Source organism: Streptomyces sp. NPDC054932, assembly GCF_053610205.1.
Map to the genome: position 1 here is coordinate 1 of NZ_JBSGXU010000110.1, position 18,214 is coordinate 18,214.

The 18,214-nt window shown below is 72.4% G+C and carries 19 protein-coding genes; 7 read left to right on the forward strand and 12 right to left on the reverse strand.

Translation table 11 applies throughout. The annotated features are described in order from the left end of the window. Positions 1-33: 33 nt before the first annotated feature. A complete protein-coding gene (argH, locus tag ACWGE1_RS25905; protein WP_453422881.1) occupies positions 34-1,461 on the reverse strand; it encodes an argininosuccinate lyase in 1,428 nt (475 codons plus the stop codon). Positions 1,462-1,588: 127 nt separating this feature from the next. Next, complete coding sequence (locus tag ACWGE1_RS25910) at positions 1,589-2,782, reverse strand: argininosuccinate synthase (protein ID WP_030723509.1); 1,194 nt, start codon at positions 2,780-2,782, stop codon at positions 1,589-1,591. Between the two features lie 186 nt (positions 2,783-2,968). Here ACWGE1_RS25910 and ACWGE1_RS25915 point away from each other — a divergent pair, with 186 nt between their 5' ends. Genes ACWGE1_RS25915 through ACWGE1_RS25930 form a run of 4 tightly spaced genes read left to right on the forward strand, consistent with a single transcriptional unit; the run spans position 2,969 to position 5,476 of the window. Beyond that, positions 2,969-3,844 (forward strand): hypothetical protein, encoded by an 876-nt coding sequence (locus ACWGE1_RS25915; protein WP_453422882.1) that lies wholly within the window; start codon positions 2,969-2,971, stop codon positions 3,842-3,844. After that, the gene (locus ACWGE1_RS25920; protein WP_453422883.1) at positions 3,796-4,197 is read left to right on the forward strand and encodes a hypothetical protein; all 402 of its coding nucleotides are present in this window, start codon (positions 3,796-3,798) and stop codon (positions 4,195-4,197) included. Before ACWGE1_RS25915 ends, ACWGE1_RS25920 begins: the two co-directional genes overlap by 49 nt. A gap of 4 nt (positions 4,198-4,201) precedes the next feature. Further along, positions 4,202-4,783 (forward strand): pyridoxamine 5'-phosphate oxidase family protein, encoded by a 582-nt coding sequence (locus ACWGE1_RS25925; protein ID WP_453422884.1) that lies wholly within the window; start codon positions 4,202-4,204, stop codon positions 4,781-4,783. Between the two features lie 6 nt (positions 4,784-4,789). Then, a complete protein-coding gene (locus tag ACWGE1_RS25930; protein ID WP_453422902.1) occupies positions 4,790-5,476 on the forward strand; it encodes a L,D-transpeptidase family protein in 687 nt (228 codons plus the stop codon). A gap of 28 nt (positions 5,477-5,504) precedes the next feature. Here the strand turns inward: ACWGE1_RS25930 and ACWGE1_RS25935 are convergent, their stop codons facing one another. From ACWGE1_RS25935 to ACWGE1_RS25965, 7 genes are all read right to left on the reverse strand, one after another. Continuing rightward, positions 5,505-6,041, reverse strand: coding sequence for an arginine repressor (locus ACWGE1_RS25935; protein ID WP_453422885.1), 537 nt, complete (start codon positions 6,039-6,041; stop codon positions 5,505-5,507). 7 nt (positions 6,042-6,048) lie between these two features. Beyond that, entirely contained in the window at positions 6,049-7,254 is a 1,206-nt protein-coding gene (locus tag ACWGE1_RS25940; RefSeq protein ID WP_453422886.1) for an acetylornithine transaminase, read from the reverse strand. Continuing rightward, positions 7,251-8,183, reverse strand: coding sequence for an acetylglutamate kinase (gene argB, locus ACWGE1_RS25945; protein ID WP_453422887.1), 933 nt, complete (start codon positions 8,181-8,183; stop codon positions 7,251-7,253). The genes ACWGE1_RS25940 and argB overlap by 4 nt, the downstream gene beginning before the upstream one ends. Then, on the reverse strand, positions 8,180-9,337 hold the full coding sequence (gene argJ, locus ACWGE1_RS25950) for a bifunctional glutamate N-acetyltransferase/amino-acid acetyltransferase ArgJ (RefSeq protein ID WP_453422888.1): 1,158 nt from the start codon (positions 9,335-9,337) through the stop codon (positions 8,180-8,182). Before argJ ends, argB begins: the two co-directional genes overlap by 4 nt. After that, entirely contained in the window at positions 9,334-10,362 is a 1,029-nt protein-coding gene (argC, locus tag ACWGE1_RS25955; RefSeq protein ID WP_453422889.1) for an N-acetyl-gamma-glutamyl-phosphate reductase, read from the reverse strand. The genes argJ and argC overlap by 4 nt, the downstream gene beginning before the upstream one ends. A 230-nt stretch (positions 10,363-10,592) precedes the next feature. Next, the gene (locus tag ACWGE1_RS25960) at positions 10,593-11,168 is read right to left on the reverse strand and encodes a histidine phosphatase family protein (RefSeq protein ID WP_453422890.1); all 576 of its coding nucleotides are present in this window, start codon (positions 11,166-11,168) and stop codon (positions 10,593-10,595) included. Between the two features lie 31 nt (positions 11,169-11,199). After that, the gene (locus ACWGE1_RS25965) at positions 11,200-12,645 is read right to left on the reverse strand and encodes an aminotransferase-like domain-containing protein (protein WP_453422891.1); all 1,446 of its coding nucleotides are present in this window, start codon (positions 12,643-12,645) and stop codon (positions 11,200-11,202) included. Between ACWGE1_RS25965 and ACWGE1_RS25970 the strand changes: the two genes are divergently transcribed. Continuing rightward, entirely contained in the window at positions 12,644-13,549 is a 906-nt protein-coding gene (locus tag ACWGE1_RS25970) for a DMT family transporter (protein WP_453422892.1), read from the forward strand. The two genes, ACWGE1_RS25965 and ACWGE1_RS25970, sit on opposite strands and share 2 nt — an antisense overlap. A 57-nt stretch (positions 13,550-13,606) precedes the next feature. Continuing rightward, on the forward strand, positions 13,607-13,804 hold the full coding sequence (locus tag ACWGE1_RS25975) for a DUF1918 domain-containing protein (protein WP_453422893.1): 198 nt from the start codon (positions 13,607-13,609) through the stop codon (positions 13,802-13,804). A gap of 1 nt (position 13,805) precedes the next feature. Here ACWGE1_RS25975 and ACWGE1_RS25980 read toward each other — a convergent pair whose 3' ends face one another. Then, positions 13,806-15,089 (reverse strand): glycoside hydrolase family 10 protein, encoded by a 1,284-nt coding sequence (locus ACWGE1_RS25980; RefSeq protein ID WP_453422894.1) that lies wholly within the window; start codon positions 15,087-15,089, stop codon positions 13,806-13,808. A gap of 139 nt (positions 15,090-15,228) precedes the next feature. Between ACWGE1_RS25980 and ACWGE1_RS25985 the strand changes: the two genes are divergently transcribed. Beyond that, the gene (locus ACWGE1_RS25985; RefSeq protein WP_314249511.1) at positions 15,229-16,122 is read left to right on the forward strand and encodes a 3-hydroxybutyryl-CoA dehydrogenase; all 894 of its coding nucleotides are present in this window, start codon (positions 15,229-15,231) and stop codon (positions 16,120-16,122) included. A 4-nt stretch (positions 16,123-16,126) separates the two neighbouring features. On the opposite strand, the gene ACWGE1_RS25990 is transcribed toward ACWGE1_RS25985, so the two are convergent. Together ACWGE1_RS25990 and ACWGE1_RS25995 are read right to left on the reverse strand one after the other, a co-directional pair. Beyond that, positions 16,127-16,654: an NUDIX hydrolase gene (locus ACWGE1_RS25990; protein WP_453422903.1), complete on the reverse strand. Its 528-nt coding sequence runs from the start codon at positions 16,652-16,654 to the stop codon at positions 16,127-16,129. A gap of 62 nt (positions 16,655-16,716) precedes the next feature. Next, on the reverse strand, positions 16,717-18,057 hold the full coding sequence (locus ACWGE1_RS25995) for a transcriptional regulator (protein WP_453422895.1): 1,341 nt from the start codon (positions 18,055-18,057) through the stop codon (positions 16,717-16,719). Between the last annotated feature and the right edge of the window lie 157 nt (positions 18,058-18,214).

An 18,214-nucleotide genomic window follows, 5' to 3' on the forward strand; every position in this document is an offset into this window, starting at 1 on the left:
CTCCCACCGCCCCTCCGGGCGGACAGGCACGGGCTACTGCTTGTGGGCCGCCCAGGCGTGCTGGATGACCAGGTCGGCCTTCAGCTCGGTGAGCTGGACGGCGACCGCCGAGGGGGCGGTGCCGCCACGGCCGCTGCGCGAAGCCAGGGCGCCCTTGACGTTCAGGACGGTCCGGACCTCGGGGGTCAGGTGCTCCGAGATCTTCGCGAACTGGTCGTCCGTCAGCTGGTCGAGCTCGATGCCCTCGCCCTCGCACACCTTGACGCACTCGCCGGCCACCTCGTGCGCCGCCCGGAACGGCACGCCCTGCTTGACCAGCCACTCGGCGATGTCGGTGGCGAGCGAGAAGCCCGCCGGGGCCAGCTCCTCCATCCGCTCCCGGTTGACCGTGAGGGTCGCCATCATGCCGGTGAAGGCCGGCAGCAGGACCTCAAGGGTGTCGCAGGAGTCGAAGACCGGCTCCTTGTCCTCCTGGAGGTCCCGGTTGTACGCCAGGGGCAGCGCCTTGAGGGTCGCGAGCAGGCCGGTCAGGTTGCCGATGAGGCGACCCGACTTGCCGCGCGCCAGCTCCGCGATGTCCGGGTTCTTCTTCTGCGGCATGATCGACGACCCGGTCGAGAAGGCGTCGTGCAGCGTCACGAAGGAGAACTCCTTCGTGTTCCAGATGATGATCTCCTCCGCGATCCGGGACAGGTTGATCCCGATCATCGCGGTGATGAAGGCGAACTCGGCGACGAAGTCGCGCGAGGCCGTGCCGTCGATGGAGTTGCCGACCGAGCCCCGCTCGAAGCCGAGGTCGGCTGCGACCTGCTCCGGGTCCAGACCCAGCGAGGACCCGGCCAGGGCGCCCGAGCCGTACGGGGACACCGCGGTCCGGGTGTCCCACTGGCGCAGCCGCTCCGCGTCCCGGGACAGGGACTGCACGTGGGCCAGTACGTGGTGGGCGAAGAGCACCGGCTGCGCGTGCTGGAGGTGGGTCCGGCCCGGCATCGCCACGTCGTGGTGGGTCTCGGCGAGGCCCACCAGCGCGTCCTGGAGGTCGGCGATCAGGCCGCCGATGATCCGGCCGTGGTCGCGCAGGTACATCCGGAAGAGGGTGGCCACCTGGTCGTTGCGGGACCGGCCGGCGCGCAGCTTGCCGCCGAGCTCGGCGCCGAGCCGCTCCAGCAGGCCGCGCTCCAGGGCCGTGTGCACGTCCTCGTCGGCGATGGTGCCGGTGAAGGAGCCGTCCGCCACATCGGCTTCCAGCTGGTCGAGTCCGGCGATCATGCGGTCGAGCTCGTCGGCCGTGAGCAGGCCGGCCTTGTGGAGCACGCGTGCGTGGGCGCGGGAGCCCGCGATGTCGTAGGGCGCGAGGCGCCAGTCGAAGTGGACCGACGCCGACAGCAGGGCCAGCGCCTCCGAAGGACCGTCGGCGAACCGGCCGCCCCAGAGCCGGACGTCACCCTTGTTGCTGCTCACAGCTACTGCTCCTCAAGACTGCATGGCTTTGACTGCTGGTAAGGCTCCGAGGGCCCGAAGGGCTCCGGATGTGCAACCGCCTCCCCGCCGCGGAGGTAACGGGGAGGCGGTCCGGACTCCTGGTCGGTCAGGCGAGGTCGCGGCGGGCCGCGATCTTCGAGGAGAGACCGAAGATCTCGATGAAGCCCTGGGCCTTGGACTGGTCGAAGGTGTCGCCCGAGTCGTAGGTCGCGAGGTTGAAGTCGTACAGCGACTCGTCCGACTTCCGGCCGGTGACGACGGCGCGGCCGCCGTGAAGGGTCATCCGGATGTCACCGGTGACGTGCTGGTTGGCCTCGTTGATGAAGCCGTCCAGCGCCCGCTTGAGCGGGGAGAACCACAGGCCGTCGTAGACCATCTCGCCCCAGCGCTGCTCGACCTGCCGCTTGTAGCGGGCCAGCTCGCGCTCGACGGTGACGTTCTCCAGCTCCTGGTGGGCCGTGATGAGCGCGATCGCGCCCGGGGCCTCGTACACCTCACGGGACTTGATGCCCACGAGACGGTCCTCGACGATGTCGATCCGGCCGATGCCCTGGGCTCCGGCGCGGTCGTTGAGCTGCTGGATGGCCTGGAGCACGCTGACGGGCTTGCCGTCGATGGCGACCGGGACGCCCTCCTTGAAGGAGATGACGACCTCGTCGGCCTCGCGCGGCAGGGCCGGGTTCGAGGTGTACTCGTAGATGTCCTCGATCGGGGCGTTCCAGATGTCCTCCAGGAAGCCCGTCTCGACGGCGCGCCCGAAGACGTTCTGGTCGATGGAGTACGGGGACTTCTTGGTGGTCGCGATCGGGAGCTGCTTCTCCTCGCAGAAGGCGATCGCCTTGTCCCGGGTCATCGCGTAGTCGCGGACCGGGGCGATGCACTTGAGGTCGGGGGCGAGGGCGACGATGCCCGCCTCGAAGCGGACCTGGTCGTTGCCCTTGCCGGTGCAGCCGTGGGCGACGGTCGTGGCGCCGTGCTTCTTGGCGGCGGCGACCAGGTGCTTGACGATGGCCGGCCGGGAGAGAGCCGAGACCAGCGGGTACCGGTCCATGTAGAGGGCGTTGGCCTTGATCGCCGGGAGGCAGTACTCGTTGGCGAACTCGTCCGAGGCGTCGGCGACCTCGGCCTCGACCGCACCGCAGTCGAGCGCGCGCTTGCGGATGACGTCCAGGTCCTCGCCGCCCTGGCCGACGTCCACGGCAACGGCGATGACCTCGGCGCCCGTCTCCTCGGCGATCCAGCCGATGGCGACGGAGGTGTCCAGGCCGCCCGAGTAGGCGAGTACGACGCGCTCGGTCACGGGTTTCTCCTTACGGTGCATTCAACGACAGGCATAACTATGCACTACTCCGTATGTTTCGTCAATCGACCTGCCGGGGGATCCCCGCGCACCCCCCACCGGCCCCGCCTGACCTGCGCATATATGAGAGGCGTGGCAGGCTCGCCGCTGCCTACGATCAGCCCTGACAACTACAAGGGAGGGCGCATGGTCACGGACGCGCAGACACGGCTCCCGCTGCCGGGGAGCCCGGCGGCGGAGTGGATCGCCTTCGACCACGCGGTCCGGCGGGACCACTGCTGGTCGTACGCGAGCCCCGTCGAGACGCCGGACGCCGTGCGGCTGTGCCACCGCGACGGCCGGATCCGCGAGGGGGCGCTGCGGGCGCCGTCACCGCTGCCGGCGGAGCTCGTCGCGATCCGGTGCACGGACTGGGTTCCGGCCGTCCGGAAGCAGGCCCGGCGGGTCCTGGCCGCAGCCCTGGCGGACGACCCCGCGGGCACCCTGCGCCGGCTGACACCGGTCGTCATGCGGCTGGGCCGGCGCGAGCAGGGCGCCTGGGCGCTGGAGCGCTTCGAGGCCGTGCTGGACGGCGACCGCGGCCTCCTCGGCGAGCTGCGCGGGAGCGCGGACCCGCTGACCCGGCGGTTCGCGGCGCGGCTGACCCTCGCTGCCGGGCTGCTGGACGCACGGGAACGGGCCCGGCTGGCGGCCGGCGAGCCGGACCCGGTTGCGGCCGGGATGTGGACGGACGGGACGCTGGCCGCCCTGGCCGCCGACGGGCCGGACGACGAGGCGGTCGACACCCTGCTCGGCGGGCACAGCCCGATGGTCCGCTCCGCCGGGGTCACCGCCCTGCGCGGGGCCGGCCGGACCACCGAGGCCGTCGGCCACCTCGACGACCGCTCCGGGCTGGTCCGGGCCTGTGCCCGCTGGCTGGTCCGCCAGGGTGGCGGCGACCCGTACACGGTGTGCCGCGAGCGGCTGGCCGACCCCGCCCGCGTGACCCCGTACGCGGTGACCGGCTTCGCCGAGTGCGCGACCCGTCGCCCTCGGTGGCCCGCGAGGCGGCCCGGAGCCTGAGCGCCTCCGCCCTGCTGCTGCCCGTCGACTGGCTGACGGCCCGCATCGCGCCCGGGCAGCCGCCGCACACCCGCCGGGCCGCCTACCGGCTGCTGTTCGCCCGGGGCGGGGTGGACGGACTGCGGGCATCCGTCGAGCTGCTGACAGACCGTGACCCGAGCCTGCGGGCGATCTCCGCGCAGCGCGTCCAGAGCATGTGGTCCCCGTACCGGGCTCCGGACCTGCCGATTCGCGATCCGGAGGTCGGCGCCCTCCTGGACCGGTGCACACACTTGTTCAGCGGGTACGTCATGCGGCAGATGCGCGCACGGCTCGGGCTCGAGACCCGACCCGACCGCTCGGACGGATACTGATCACATGGGAAAACTTCACGAACGAATAGACGGCCGACTGCGCAAGTTCATCGAGGAGCAGCCGGTCTTCTTCACCGCGACCGCCCCGCTCGCGGGTGACGGTCACGTCAACCTGTCCCCCAAGGGCCGCGCCGGAACCCTCGTCGTCATCGACGAGCAGACCCTGGCCTACCTGGACTTCGGGGGCAGCGGCGCCGAGACCGTCGCCCACGTCCGGGAGAACGGCCGGATCACCCTGATGTGGTGCGCGTTCTCCGGGCCGCCCAACATCGTGCGCATCCACGGCGAGGGCGAGGCGGTCTTCCGTGACGACCCCCGCTGGGGCGAGCTGGTCGCCCTGTTCGGCGAGGCCGACGGCCCGGCGGCGCGGGCGGTCGTCCTGGTCCATGCCCGCCGGATCTCCGATGTCTGCGGGTACGCCGTCCCCCTGATGGAGTACCAGGGCGAGCGGACGCTGCACGCCGAGTACTTCGGCCGCAAGACGGACGAGGAGTTCGCGGCGTACTGCGAGAAGAAGGAATTCATCGGATCGAGCCTCGACGGCCTGCCTGCGCTGCCACTGCCCCTTCCGCCCCGTACCGTCTGACATGTGCTGCGTACCGCTGTAGTCACTGTCTCACTGATCGTCACGACCCTGCTCCCGCAGGGCCCCGCGCCCCTGCCCGCCCGTCTCGCCGACACCGGCGGCGGCAGTCAGCTGATCACCGCCGTCGCACCGACGCCCGGCTCCACGACCGGCCGGGTGATCTGGTGGGAGCGGTGGGCAGGGCGGTGGCACCGGTCCGGGAGTGCACCCGCGCGCTTCGGGTCGGGGGGCCTCACCGAGGGTGCGACGCGGGTCCAGGGCACCAGCACCACGCCCACCGGCCTGTACGAACTCCCCTACGCCTTCGGGATCCGGCGGGCACCGGCCGGCACGGACCACACGTACCGGAAGGTGGGCGCCGATTCGTGGTGGTGCCAGGACAACGCGTCCGCGCACTACAACCGCTGGGTCGAGCCGCTGCCCGCGGACTGCGCGCCGGGCGAGGCCGAGCAGCTGGTGACGTACGAGAAGCAGTACGCGCACGCCATGGTCATCGCCTTCAACTACGACCGGCCCGTACGCGGCCGGGGCGCCGGGATCTTCCTGCACGTCAACGGCAAGGGCGCGACAGCCGGTTGCGTGTCGGTGCCGGAGCAGGCGATGCGGGCGATCCTGCGCTGGGCGGACCCGCGCCGCCGTCCGCACATCGCGATCGGCACGGAGTCCGGGGACCTGGCCGTGACCCGGTACTGACCGGGCGACCCCGGCCGCGCGGCCGGGGTCAGCTCTCCTTCTGCGCCAGACGCAGCAGGTGGTCGGCGAGGGCCTGGCCGCCCACCGGGTCCCGGCTGATCAGCATCAGGGTGTCGTCGCCCGCGATCGTGCCGAGGATCTCCCGGAGCTCGGCCTGGTCGATCGCCGAGGCGAGGAACTGCGCCGCACCCGGCGGGGTGCGCAGGACCACGAGGTTCGCGGAGGCCTCCGCCGAGATCAGCAGCTCCCCGGAGAGGCGCCGCATGCGCTCCTCCTTCGCGGACTCGCCGAGCGGTGCCTGCGGGGTGCGGAAGCCGCCCTCGCTGGGCACCGCGTAGATCAGCTCGCCGCCGGTGTTGCGGATCTTCACCGCGCCCAGCTCGTCGAGGTCGCGGGAGAGCGTCGCCTGGGTGACGCTCAGCCCGTCGTCGGCGAGCAGTTTGGCCAGCTGGCTCTGGGAGCGGACCGGCTGCCGGTTGAGGATGTCCACGATCCGGCGGTGACGCGCGGTGCGGGTCTGCGGGACGGCCTGGCCGCCTTGCTCGTTGTCCTGCGCCTGACTCATCGTCGTCTCATTCTCCGGATCCGTCCCCGCCTGCTGCGTCAAGGATGCCGGGCAGGGCCCGGACGAACGCTTCCGCCTCGGCCTCGGTGAGTACGTACGGCGGCATGAGCCGTACGACGTCGGGGGCGGGTGCGTTGACCAGGAAGCCGGCATCCTGAGCCGCCTGCTGCACCCGGGCGGCGAGCGGCTCGGTCAGCACGATACCCAGCAGCAGGCCGGAGCCCCGGACGTGGGAGACCAGGGCGTGGCCCGCGCCCTCGATCCCGGACCGCAGCCGCTCGCCCCGGGCCTTGACCCGGTCGAGCAGCCCCTGGCTCGCGATCGTGTCGATGACGGCGAGGCCGGCGGCGCAGGCGACCGGGTTCCCGCCGAAGGTGGTGCCGTGCTGGCCCGGCTGGAGCAGATCGGCCACCGGGCCGAAGGCGACCACCGCGCCGATGGGCAGGCCGCCGCCCAGCCCCTTGGCGAGGGTGACGATGTCGGGTTCCACGTCCTCGTGGGCCTGGTGCTCGAACCACTGGCCGCACCGGCCGATGCCGGTCTGGACCTCGTCGAGGACGAGCAGGGTGCCGGTGGCGCGGGTGATCTCGCGGGCGGCCGTCAGGTACCCGGCGGGGGGCACGACGACGCCGTTCTCGCCCTGGATGGGCTCGATGACGACGAGCGCGGTCTCCTCGGTGACGGCGGCCCGCAGGGCCTCCACGTCACCGAACGGGACGTGCGTGACGTCGCCCGGCAGCGGGCGGAAGGGTTCCTGCTTCTTCGGCTGGCCGGTGAGCGCGAGGGCGCCCATGGTCCGGCCGTGGAAGCCGCCGTCGGTGGCGACCATGTGGGTCCGCCCGGTCAGCCGGCCGATCTTGAAGGCGGCCTCGATGGACTCGGCGCCGGAGTTGCAGAAGAAGACCTTGCCGGGGCGGCCGAAGAGCTGCAGCAGCCGCTCGCCGAGCGCGACGACCGGCTCGGAGACGAACAGGTTGGAGACGTGGCCGAGCGTGGAGATCTGGTCGGTCACGGCCGCCACGATCGCCGGGTGGGCGTGACCGAGGGCGTTGACCGCGATGCCGCCGACGAAGTCGGTGTACTGCTTCCCGTCGGCGTCCCACACCTGGGCGCCCTCGCCGCGTACGAGCGCGACCGCGGGGGTGCCGTAGTTGTTGGCCAGCGCGCCCTGCCAGCGAGCGCCGTACTGCTGGTTGCCGGTGCCCTGCGTCATTCCGTTCCCCCTGACTGGCCGTCGGGCACGACCATCGTGCCGATTCCGGAGTCCGTGAAGATCTCCAGCAGGATCGAGTGCTGGACCCGCCCGTCGAGCACGCGGGCGGTGTTCACGCCGTTGCGCACGGCGTGCAGGCAGCCCTCCATCTTGGGCACCATGCCGCTGGACAGCTCGGGCAGCAGCTTCTCCAGCTCGCTGACGGTGAGCTTGCTGATGACCTCGTCGCTGTTGGGCCAGTCCGCGTAGAGGCCTTCGACGTCGGTGAGGACCATCAGCGTCTCGGCGCCCAGCGCGGCGGCGAGCGCCGCGGCCGCCGTGTCGGCGTTGACGTTGTAGACGTGGTGGTCGTCGGCGCTGCCCGCGATGGAGGAGATGACCGGGATCCGGCCGTCCGCCAGCAGCGCCTCGATCGCGCCGGTGTCGATGGAGGTGATCTCCCCGACCCGGCCGATGTCGATGACCTCGCCGCCGATCTCCGGGCTGTGCTTGGTCGCGATGATGGTGCGGGCGTCCTCGCCGGTCATGCCGACGGCGAGCGGCCCGTGCTGGTTGAGCAGTCCGACCAGCTCGCGCTGGACCTGGCCCGCCAGGACCATCCGGACGACGTCCATGGCTTCCGGGGTCGTCACCCGCAGGCCCGCCTTGAACTCGCTGACCAGGCCCTGCTTGTCGAGCTGGGCGTTGATCTGGGGGCCGCCGCCGTGCACGACGACCGGCTTCAGGCCGGCCTGGCGCAGGAAGACCACGTCCTGGGCGAAGGCGGCCTTGAGGTCCTCGTCGATCATGGCGTTGCCGCCGAACTTGATCACGACGACCTTGCCGTTGTGGCGGGTGAGCCACGGCAGGGCCTCGATGAGGATCTGCGCCTTGGGCAGGGCGGTGTGCTTGCGGGCGGTGCCGGGCTGGCCGGCCTTCTCGTCGCTCATGAGGAGTACGCGCTGTTCTCGTGGACGTAGTCGGCGGTCAGGTCGTTGGCCCAGATGACGGCCGATTCGCTGCCGTTGGCCAGGTCGGCGGTGATGCGGACCTCGCGGTCCTTCATCGAGACCAGGTCGCGGTCCTCGCCGACCGATCCGTTCCTGCAGACCCAGACGCCGTTGATGGCGACGTTCAGCCGGTCCGGGTCGAAGCCGGCCTTGGTGGTGCCGATCGCGGAGAGCACCCGGCCCCAGTTCGGGTCCTCGCCGTGGATGGCGCACTTGAGCAGGTTGTTCCGGGCGATGGACCGGCCGACCTCGACCGCGTCGTCCTCGCTGACCGCGCCGATGACCTCGATGCGGATGTCCTTGCTGGCGCCCTCGGCGTCGCCGATCAGCTGGCGGGCGAGGTCGTCACAGACCTTGCGCACGGCCTCGGCGAAGTCCTCGTACGCGGGCACCTGTCCGGAGGCCCCGGAGGCGAGCAGCAGCACCGTGTCGTTGGTGGACATGCAGCCGTCGGAGTCGACCCGGTCGAAGGTGGTGCGGGTGGCGGCGCGCAGGGCCTTGTCGAGGGTGGCGCTGTCGAGGTCTGCGTCGGTGGTGAGGACGACGAGCATGGTGGCGAGGCCGGGGGCGAGCATGCCCGCGCCCTTGGCCATGCCGCCCACGGTCCAGCCGCCCTGGGAGACGGTGGCCGTCTTGTGCACGGTGTCGGTGGTCTTGATGGCGATGGCGGCGGCCTCGCCGCCGTCTGCGGACAGGGCCGCGGCCGCCGTCTCGATGCCCGGGAGCAGCTTGTCCATGGGGAGCAGGACGCCGATCAGGCCCGTGGAGGCGACCGCGATCTCCCCGGCGTTGAAGTCTGCGCCGAGGACCTCGGCGACCTTCTCCGCGGTGGCGTGGGTGTCCTGGAAGCCCTTGGGGCCGGTGCAGGCGTTGGCGCCGCCGGAGTTCAGGACGACCGCGCCGACGGCGGCCCCGCGCAGGACCTGCTCGGACCAGTGCACGGGTGCGGCCTTGACGCGGTTGGTGGTGAAGACGCCCGCGGCGGCCAGACGCGGCCCGTTGTTGACCACGAGGGCCAGGTCGGGGTTGCCGTTGGCCTTGATCCCGGCGGCGATGCCCGCTGCCGTGAATCCCTGTGCTGCCGTGACGCTCACGGTGCGACTCCGATCGTGGAAAGCCCGAGCTCCTCGGGGAGCCCGAGGGCGATGTTCATGCTCTGCACCGCGCCGCCGGCGGTGCCCTTGGTCAGGTTGTCGATGGCGCTGACGGCGATGATCCGGCGGGCGGACTCGTCGTAGGCGACCTGGACGTGGACGGCGTTGGACCCGTGGACCGACTTGGTGGACGGCATCCGGCCCTCGGGCAGCAGGTGGACGAAGGGTTCGTCCGCGTACGCCTTCTCGTAGGCGGCCCGCAGCGATTCGGCGGTGGTGCCGGGGAGCGCCTTGGCCGAGCACGTGGCGAGGATGCCCCGCGCCATGGGCACGAGGGTCGGCGTGAACGAGACCGAGACGCGCTCTCCCGCGAGGGGGCTGAGGTTCTGCACCATCTCGGGCGTGTGACGGTGTCCGCCGCCCACGCCGTACGGGGTCACCGAGCCCATCACCTCGGCGCCGAGCAGGTGGGGCTTGAGGGCCTTGCCCGCGCCGGAGGTGCCGGTGGCGGCGACGATCACTGCCTCCGGCTCGGCGAACTTCCCCTGATAGGCGGGGAAGAGGGCGAGGGAGACGGCGGTGGGGAAGCAGCCGGGGACGGCGATGCGCCTGGTCCCGGTCAGCGCCTCGCGGGCACCGGGCAGTTCGGGGAGCCCGTAGGGCCAGGTCCCGGCGTGCGGCGCGCCGTAGAAGGCGTCCCAGTCGGCGGAGTCCTTGAGCCGGTGGTCGGCGCCCATGTCGACGACGAGGACGTCCTCGCCGAGCTGGGCGGCGACGGCGGCGGACTGGCCGTGCGGGAGGGCGAGGAAGACGACGTCGTGGCCGGCGAGGACCTCGGGGGTGGTGGCCTCCAGGGTCCGTCCCGCGAGCGGCACGAGGTGCGGTTGCAGGGAGCCGAGGGGTTGTCCGGCGTTGGAGTTGCCGGTCAGGGCGCCGATCTCCACCTCGGGGTGCGAGAGCAGGAGGCGCAGGACTTCACCGCCCGCGTATCCGCTCGCTCCGGCCACCGCTGCACGTACCACCATCGGACCCTCCTCATCGATGGCATGACTATACGTACTAGCGCACGTTTATGCAATGTCAGAGGTCTCGACGGGCGGAGTGCGGAGCGGGGGGTGACGACTGCGGCGCCCCTGGAAGATGTGTAGCAGGAAAGACCGCGCTCCGACGGCGTTTCCGTCGCGAGCGGCCCGCCGGGACGATGCGGTTGGACGCACAGTTCGACGGGACGCCGGGAGCGTCCCCCTGGACGCGTCTAGGCCGGGGCCTGCAGGGAGAGGTACCACTGCCCGGACCAGCCCGTCAGGGTCATCGTGGACAGCGGGCGGACGTCCACGTTCCAGTAGGTCAGCGGGGGCGCCTTCAGCGCGTACACCAGGGCCGCCCGGACCACCGAGGGCTCCGCCACCGCCACGATCTCGCCCCCGTCGTCGGCGGGCCGGGTGTCGAGCCAGCCCCCGATCCGGGAGATGAAGGCGAGCAGGGACTCGCCCCCGTGCGGGGCGGACCTCGGATCGCTGAGCCACAGGTCCACCGCCCCGGGCTCGTGGGCGGTCACCTCGGCCAGGGTCAGCCCCCGCCAGCGGCCCATGTCGCACTCCCGCAGCGCGGGCTGCGCGAGGGGCGCGTACCCGAGGGCCTCGCCCGTGGCACGGCTGCGCGGGGTCGGCGAGCAGTAGCGCAGCCCGGCGGAGCCCAGGGGTACGAGGCCCTGTGCGGCGGACTCCACCGACCGCCAGCCGGCCCCGTCCAGCGGGCGGTCGTCGTCGAAGCGCTCGGCGAGCAGCGAGGAACTACGGGCTGCGGCGACAAGCGAAACCCGAACATGCATGCGGCGATGGTGAGCCGCGTACCGCGTGCGGTCAAGCGTCCGGACCGACGCCTTCGGCCAGGCCCGTCCGCAGCCGGTGGACCGCCTCCACCAGTTCCCCGGGGCCCGCGACCCCGGCGAAGCTCAGCCTGACGTGCGGGCCCGGCGGTTCCGCGCAGAAGTACGGGCGGCCGGGAGCCACCGCCACCCCGGCGCGCAGGGCCGCCGCCGCGAAGGCCGCGTCGTCGCCGCCCCCGGTCGGCCGCACCCACAACTGGTAGCCGCCGCTCGGCAGGTGCGGCAGTTCCAGCCCGGGCAGTTCCCGGCGCAGCGCCCCCGCGAGGACGTCGCGCCGGTGGCGCAGCTCGGCGGCCACCGTCCGCAGGTGACGGGGCCAGGCGGGCGCGCCGACCAGTTCCAGGGCCGCCTCCTGCAGCGGCCGGGGCACGAAGAAGCTGTCCACGATCTGAATGGCGCGCAGCCGGTCCACCACCGGGCCCCGGGCGGCCAGGGCGCCGACCCGCAGGCTGGGCGAGGTGGATTTGGTCAGCGACCGGACGTGCACCACCACTCCGTCGGTGTCCTCGGCGGCCAGGGTGGCGGGCGGCGGACCGGCGTCCTCGTGGGCCAGGGCCCGGGCGTAGTCGTCCTCGACGACGAAGGCCCCGGCGGCCCGCGCGATGCGCAGCACCTCGGCGCGCCGCCCCGCGGCCAGTACCGCCCCGGTCGGGTTCTGGAAGAGCGGCTGGCATACGAACACCCGCGCCCCGGTCGCTTCGAAGGCGGCGGCCAGCAGCTCCGGCCGGACCCCGTCGGCATCCACCGGGACCGGGACGGGCCGGCACCCGGAGGCCCGCGCGATGGCCAGCAGCCCGGGGTAGGTCGGGGACTCCACCAGGATCGGCGCCCCGGGCGGGGCGAGCGCCCGCAGGGCGGTGGCCAGGGCGCTCTGCCCGCCCGCGGTGATCAGCACATCGGCCGCGACGACGGCACCGCCGATCTCCCGGGCGAACCAGTCGCGCAGCTCGGGCAGCCCCTCCAGGGGCGGCCGCCCCCAGGCTCCGGGCCGCCGCCCGGCCCGGGCCAGCGCGGCCGCCATGGCCCGCTCGGGCTGGAGGGAGCGGTGCAGGTAGCCGCTGTTGAGCTCGATCACCCCGGACGGCGGCGCGGCCAGGCAGCCCAGCACTCCGGTGGCGTCGACGGACCGCGGGACGGTCTCCCCGGCCCCCTCGGCACTGAGGGCGACCTCCTGCCAGGAGGTGTCCCCGATCGCGGGCGCCTCCGTGCGCGGCGGGGCGCGGAAGACTCCCGCGCCGGGCCGGGTGACCACCAGGCCCTCGGCGGCGAGCTGCGCGAGGGCCCGGGAGACGGTGACGGGGCTGACCCGGAAGCGCTCCACCAGAGCCCGGCTCGACGGGAGCTTTCCATCCACCGGGTAGCGGTTGAGCTCGGACCTCAGGGATTCGGCCAGTTCCGCCACACTGCTACGCTCATACATGACAGCACAGAATAGCGCTACTCTCCCGACCACGATAGCGGTCAAGAACCCGGTGCGCCGGGGCACCGCCCTCGCCCTGCTCGGCGTCGTCGCCTTCTCGCTGACCTTCCCCGCCACCGCATGGGGGCTGGAGAGCTTCGGCCCGTGGTCGCTGGTCGCGCTGCGCAGTGTCCTCGCCGCCGCCATCGCCGGCGCCTTCCTGCTGGCCCGGCGGGTCCCGCTGCCCGCCCGCGAGCACTGGGCCGGGCTCGCCGTCGTCGCCGGCGGGGTGGTCGTCGGGTTCCCGATGCTCACCACCCTCGCGCTGACGACCTCCACGACCTCGCACGCCGCCGTGGTGGTCGGTCTCCTGCCGCTCACCACCGCCGCGCTGTCGGCGCTGCGCACCGGAGCCCGGCCGTCCCGGGCCTTCTGGGCCGCGGCCCTCGCCGGGGCCGCCGTCGTGCTGGGCTTCACCCTCGCCCAGAGTGGCGGCGCTCTCTCGGCCGGCGATGCCTACCTGTTCGGCGCCCTGCTGGTGTGCGCCGCCGGATACACCGAGGGCGGGCGCCTCGCCCGGCTGCTGCCCGGCTGGCAGGTGATCGGCTGGGCGCTGGTCCTGTGCCTGCCGCTCAGCCTGGCGGGCTCCGTGGCCGGGCTCGCGTACGAGCCGGTGCACCTGAGCGCTCACGGGCTCGCCGGGCTGGTCTGGGTGGCGGCCGGCTCCACCTTCCTCGGCCTGTACGTCTGGTACCGGGGCATGGCCGAGATCGGGGCGCCGAGGGCCAGCCAGCTCCAGCTCGCCCAGCCGCTGCTGACCCTCGTCTGGTCGGTCGGCCTGCTGGGCGAGCACCTCACTCCCGCGGCACCGGCCGCCGCCTGCGCGGTCCTCGTCTGCATCGCGGTGACCCAACGGGTCAAATAGCCGCACTACGACCTAAACTGCTAGCACCGGATCGGACCGCCACCGAGGAGGTCAGTTATGCGCGCGACCGAGGGCGACCAGCTGGTGCAGCACGGCAGGATCGTCGGACAGCACGACAAGGTGGGCGAGATCACCCAGGTCCTGGGCGAGAACGGAACCCCCCCGTACCGGGTCCGCTTCGAGGACGGACACGAGGCACTGATGGCTCCCGGACCCGACTGCACGGTCCGCCACCCCGCAGAGCCCACTCACTGAATCAGCGCGGGACGGCCGCCGAGCCGTAGTGGTCGGCGACCACCCGGGCCATCGCTCCGTTGGGGTCCGCGGCCACCTGCTTCGCCGAGAAGTAGACGTGGCCGCGGACCTCCGGATAAGCGGCGGCGAAGCGCAGGTGCTCCGACAGCTCCCCCGGGTCCCGCCAGGCGGCGGTGGGGCTGTCCGCGTCGCAGCGGTACAGGGCCTCCCCCACGTACAGCTCGACGTCCGTGCCGGCGACGGTCTTCGCCCACCACGGCACGATGTCGGCGTAGTCGGCGGTGGGGTGCCCGATGTGCCAGTACGCCTGCGGCACGATGTAGTCGATCCAGCCCTCCCGCACCCACTTGCGGGTGTCCGCGTACAGGTCGTCGTAGGTTCCGAGGCCCGCGCGCGTCGGTGAACCGGTCGGGTCCCGGTCGGAGTTGCGCCAGACCGCAAAGGGGCTGATCCCGAAGCGGGGCGCCGGCCGGAGCGCCCGCAGCCGCGCGGACATCTCGCGCACCAGGGTGTCGATGTTGCTGCGGCGCCAGGCGGCGCGGGAGGCGAAGCCCCCGCCGTACTCCTCGAAGGCGTCGTCGTCGTCGAAGTACTCCCCCGCCACCGGGTACGGGTAGAAGTAGTCGTCCCAGTGCACCGCGTCCAGCGGGTAGCGGGAAACGGCGTCGAACATGGCGTCCTGGACGAAGCGCCGCACCTCGGGCAGGCCCGGGTTGTAGTAGAGCTTGCCGCCGTACTCCACCGTCCAGCCGGGATTGCGCCGCGCCGGGTGCGTGGACGTCAGCCGGTCGGGGTCGGTGTGGTTGGCCACGCGGAACGGGTTGAACCAGGCGTGCAGCTCCAGCCCGCGGGCGTGCGCCTCGGCGACGGCCGTACCCAGCGGGTCCCAGCCCGGATCGACCCCCTGCTCCCCGGTCAGCCACTGCGACCAGGGCTCCAGCTTCGAGGGCCAGAACGCGTCCGCCGCCGGCCGGACCTGGAGGACCACCGCGTTCAGGCGCCGCTCGACAGCGACGTCGAGGAGCTCGAGCAGCTCCGCCCGCTGCCGCGCGGTGGAGAGTCCGCTCTCGGAGGGCCAGTCCACATTCGCCACGGAGGCGATCCACATCCCGCGGAAGTCGGCGGCGGCGGCCCGGGCGGGGATCCCGCCGGAGGTCCGCGTTGAGGTCTCCCCCGAGACTCCGCCCGAGGTCCGCCGCGCCGCCGCCGCGGCGGGGCCGGCCGTGGCGGCGGCGATCACCCCCACGGCTCCGGCCAGCAGTGCCCGTCGGCCGATGTACGTCATGTGACATCTCCGTTTCGCTGAGTGACATTGCACGATGCCCGCTCAGCATGCCCGCCCCGGCCCGCCGCCCGGCGCAAGGTCGGGAGTAACGTCGGGGGGCGTGGCGGGCGCCGGAATCGTACGGGGGACCCGCCGACGGATGAGCTGCGAAAGGCACGAAGTGACTGACCTCCCTTCCGACATCACACGGGTCGGCGTAGTGGGCTGTGGCCAGATGGGCGCGGGTATCGCCGAGGTGTGCGCCCGCAGTGGCCTTGAGGTCAAGGTCGCCGAGACCACCGGCGAAGCCCTGGAGATCGGCCGTACCCGGCTTCACAACTCCCTGACCAAGGCCGCCGAACGCGGCAAGATCAGCGAGGAGGAGCGGGACGCCACCCTGGCCCGCCTCACCTTCACCACCGACCTCGGCGAGTTCGCCGACCGGGACCTCGTCATCGAGGCGGTCGTCGAGAACGAGCAGGTCAAGACGGAGATCTTCCAGGTCCTCGACCAGGTGATCACCCGCCCGGACGCGATCCTGGCGTCCAACACCTCCTCGATCCCGCTGGTCAAGCTGGCCGTCGCGACCTCGCGGCCCGACCAGGTCATCGGCATCCACTTCTTCAACCCGGCACCGGTGCAGAAGCTCGTCGAGCTGATCCCCGCACTGACCACGGGCGAGGAGACGGTCAAGCGGGCCGAGGCCCTGGTGCGGGACGTGCTCGGCAAGCACGCGGTCCGCGCCCAGGACCGTTCCGGTTTCGTGGTCAACGCGCTCCTCGTGCCCTACCTGCTGTCCGCGATCCGGATGTTCGAGTCCGGCATCGCGAGCCGTGAGGACATCGACAACGGCATGGAGCTGGGCTGCGCCCACCCCATGGGTCCGCTCAAGCTCTCGGACCTCATCGGCCTGGACACCATCGCCTCGATCGCCGATTCGATGTACGCCGAGTACAAGGAGCCGCTCTACGCCGCTCCCCCGCTGCTCCAGCGCATGGTCGACGCCGGCCGTCTGGGCCGCAAGACGGGCGCGGGGTTCTACCCGTACGGCTGACCCCCTACGGCCGGCCGAGCCGGAGGTGGTGCAGCAGGAGCAGCCCGGCCGCCATGTTGGCGGCCGGGATCTCCCCGCGGGCGATCATGTCCGGCACCAGCTTGAGCGGAACCCACTCCCGCCGCGAGGACTCGAAATCGTCCTCCGGATGCCCGATGTGGGTGGCCCCGTCCGCCCAGTAGAGGTGGTGGCGGGCGTCGGTCAGTCCGTTGGACGGTTCGACGGTCATCAGGTGGTGGAGCGGGCCGGGCCGCCAGCCCGACTCCTCCTCCATCTCGCGGGCCGCCGCGACCGCGATGTCCTCGCCGTCCTCGACCACCCCGGCGGGCAGTTCCCAGCCCCAGCTGTCGGTGATGAAGCGGTGCCGCCAGAGCAGCAGCACCTCGTTGGCCTCGTTCACGGCGGTGGCGACGGCGACCGGCCGCAGCCGGATCACGAAGTGGTCCAGGTGCCGGCCGTCGGGAAGTTCCACATCGGCGAGATTCACGTCGAACCAACGGTTCTTGTACACAGTCTGCTCACTCAGGTTCATCCACTGCACGGCAGTGCCACCTTCCTTTCGACCAGGTGGCAAACATGGCAGCAGCTGACCCGTCACAGCGGAACGCGCAGCGCCCCGTCGATGAGCCTCGCGGTCTCCTCCGCACCCGTACAACCGCTGGTCAGGAGCTGTTCGCGGACCGTCCGCAGCCGGTCGCGCAGCCGCAGCGACTCCATGCCCTTGGCCCGCTCGGCCATCTCGGCGGCGGACGCCGCGGCCCGGTCGGCCTCCCCCTGGCGCAGCTGGATCTCGCACAGCATCGCCAGCCGGTGCACCCGCCCGCGGTCGTGCGCGGGGGTGCCGACGGCGGCGGCCGCCTGGACGTGCGCGGCCTCCAGATCGCCCAGACTGAGCAGCGCCTCGGCGACCTGGACGTTGACGAGCCCCGGCTGCACGTAGCCGGTCTCGTCCGGTTCGCTGCCCGGGCTGATCCGCGCGGCGGCCGCCTCCGCCTTGCGGATGCAGGCCAGTGCGGCCCGGGTGTCCCCGAGTTGGGCGTACGCCTTGGCCTGCATGGCGTACAGGTCCGCGGCCAGCGCCGGGGTGGTGTGCCGCCCGGCGGCGCGCAGCGCGGCCTCGGCGAAGGCGACGGCCTGGCGGTACTCCCGCAGGTGCAGGGACTGGTTGACGATCAGCGCGATGACGTACGCCCCGAGCCCGCGGTCCCCGCTCGCCTTGGCCAGGCGCAGGGCCTGGTGGAAGTAGCGCTGGGCCAGCCCGTGGGCGTCCGAGTCGTACGCGCAGATCCCCGCCACCGCCACCAGGGACCCCGTGGCCCGGTGCAGTCGGCGGCCGAGGTCGTCGGAGTAGCTCCCGCGCAGCATGGGCGCGGTCTCGCTGCCGAGGAAGCGCACGATCCGGTCCCGCGTGGCCAGGCCGCCGGCCCGGCGGTACATCAGCTCGTAGTGGGCGCGGGCGGACTTCAGGATCTCGATGTGCTCGGGACCGATCGGGGTCGGGCCCTCGCGGGAGACGTCGGCGTCCTCGGGCGGATTCTCCCATTCCCACACCGGGATGACGGCGGGCGTCCCGGTGACCGCCTCGGCCGCGAGCAGCTGGGGCCGCGCCTGACCGTCGGAACGCCACAGGGCTGCGGCCCGGTCCACGAACCCGCTGAGCGGCGAGGCGTGCAGCGGAACGGGCTGGTCCGCCGCGCCGAGCCCGATGTCGTCCAGCCCGAGGGGCCGCCGCAGCCTGCCGCCGAGCACCTCGCAGATCAGGTCGGGGACCTGCCCCCTGGGCCGCTGGCCCTTCAACCACCGCGCCACGGCGGTGTGTTCGTAGCGCAGTGCGAGTCCGCGGGTGCGGCCTGCCTGGTTCACGTACGCGGCGAGTCCGGCGTGGGACATGCCCGCCTCGGCGAGGAGGGCGTCGAGCAGGACATTGGGCTGCATGGGCCGCTCCAAGGGCTCGTCGGTCTCAGGCTAATGGGTGCTCGGTTCACACGGGGTGTGAACCGAGTACGCGCATAAATGCGATGCGCACTCTGCCGCACGGACCCCCCGGGGCGCTTCACTGAAGAGCCTCGCCAAGAGGCAGCTCGGGTCGTCG

Coding starts and splice junctions, on each gene's coding strand:
- ACWGE1_RS25915 (WP_453422882.1), top strand. CDS start 2,969: ATGGTCACGGACGCGCAGACACGGCTCCCGCTGCCGGGGAGCCCGGCG.
- ACWGE1_RS25925 (WP_453422884.1), top strand. CDS start 4,202: ATGGGAAAACTTCACGAACGAATAGACGGCCGACTGCGCAAGTTCATC.
- ACWGE1_RS25935 (WP_453422885.1), bottom strand. CDS start 6,041: ATGAGTCAGGCGCAGGACAACGAGCAAGGCGGCCAGGCCGTCCCGCAG.
- ACWGE1_RS25940 (WP_453422886.1), bottom strand. CDS start 7,254: ATGACGCAGGGCACCGGCAACCAGCAGTACGGCGCTCGCTGGCAGGGC.
- argB (WP_453422887.1), bottom strand. CDS start 8,183: ATGAGCGACGAGAAGGCCGGCCAGCCCGGCACCGCCCGCAAGCACACC.
- argC (WP_453422889.1), bottom strand. CDS start 10,362: ATGGTGGTACGTGCAGCGGTGGCCGGAGCGAGCGGATACGCGGGCGGT.
- ACWGE1_RS25960 (WP_453422890.1), bottom strand. CDS start 11,168: ATGCATGTTCGGGTTTCGCTTGTCGCCGCAGCCCGTAGTTCCTCGCTG.
- ACWGE1_RS25970 (WP_453422892.1), top strand. CDS start 12,644: ATGACAGCACAGAATAGCGCTACTCTCCCGACCACGATAGCGGTCAAG.
- ACWGE1_RS25965 (WP_453422891.1), bottom strand. CDS start 12,645: ATGTATGAGCGTAGCAGTGTGGCGGAACTGGCCGAATCCCTGAGGTCC.
- ACWGE1_RS25975 (WP_453422893.1), top strand. CDS start 13,607: ATGCGCGCGACCGAGGGCGACCAGCTGGTGCAGCACGGCAGGATCGTC.
- ACWGE1_RS25980 (WP_453422894.1), bottom strand. CDS start 15,089: ATGACGTACATCGGCCGACGGGCACTGCTGGCCGGAGCCGTGGGGGTG.
- ACWGE1_RS25985 (WP_314249511.1), top strand. CDS start 15,229: ATGAGCTGCGAAAGGCACGAAGTGACTGACCTCCCTTCCGACATCACA.
- ACWGE1_RS25990 (WP_453422903.1), bottom strand. CDS start 16,654: ATGAACCTGAGTGAGCAGACTGTGTACAAGAACCGTTGGTTCGACGTG.
- ACWGE1_RS25995 (WP_453422895.1), bottom strand. CDS start 18,057: ATGCAGCCCAATGTCCTGCTCGACGCCCTCCTCGCCGAGGCGGGCATG.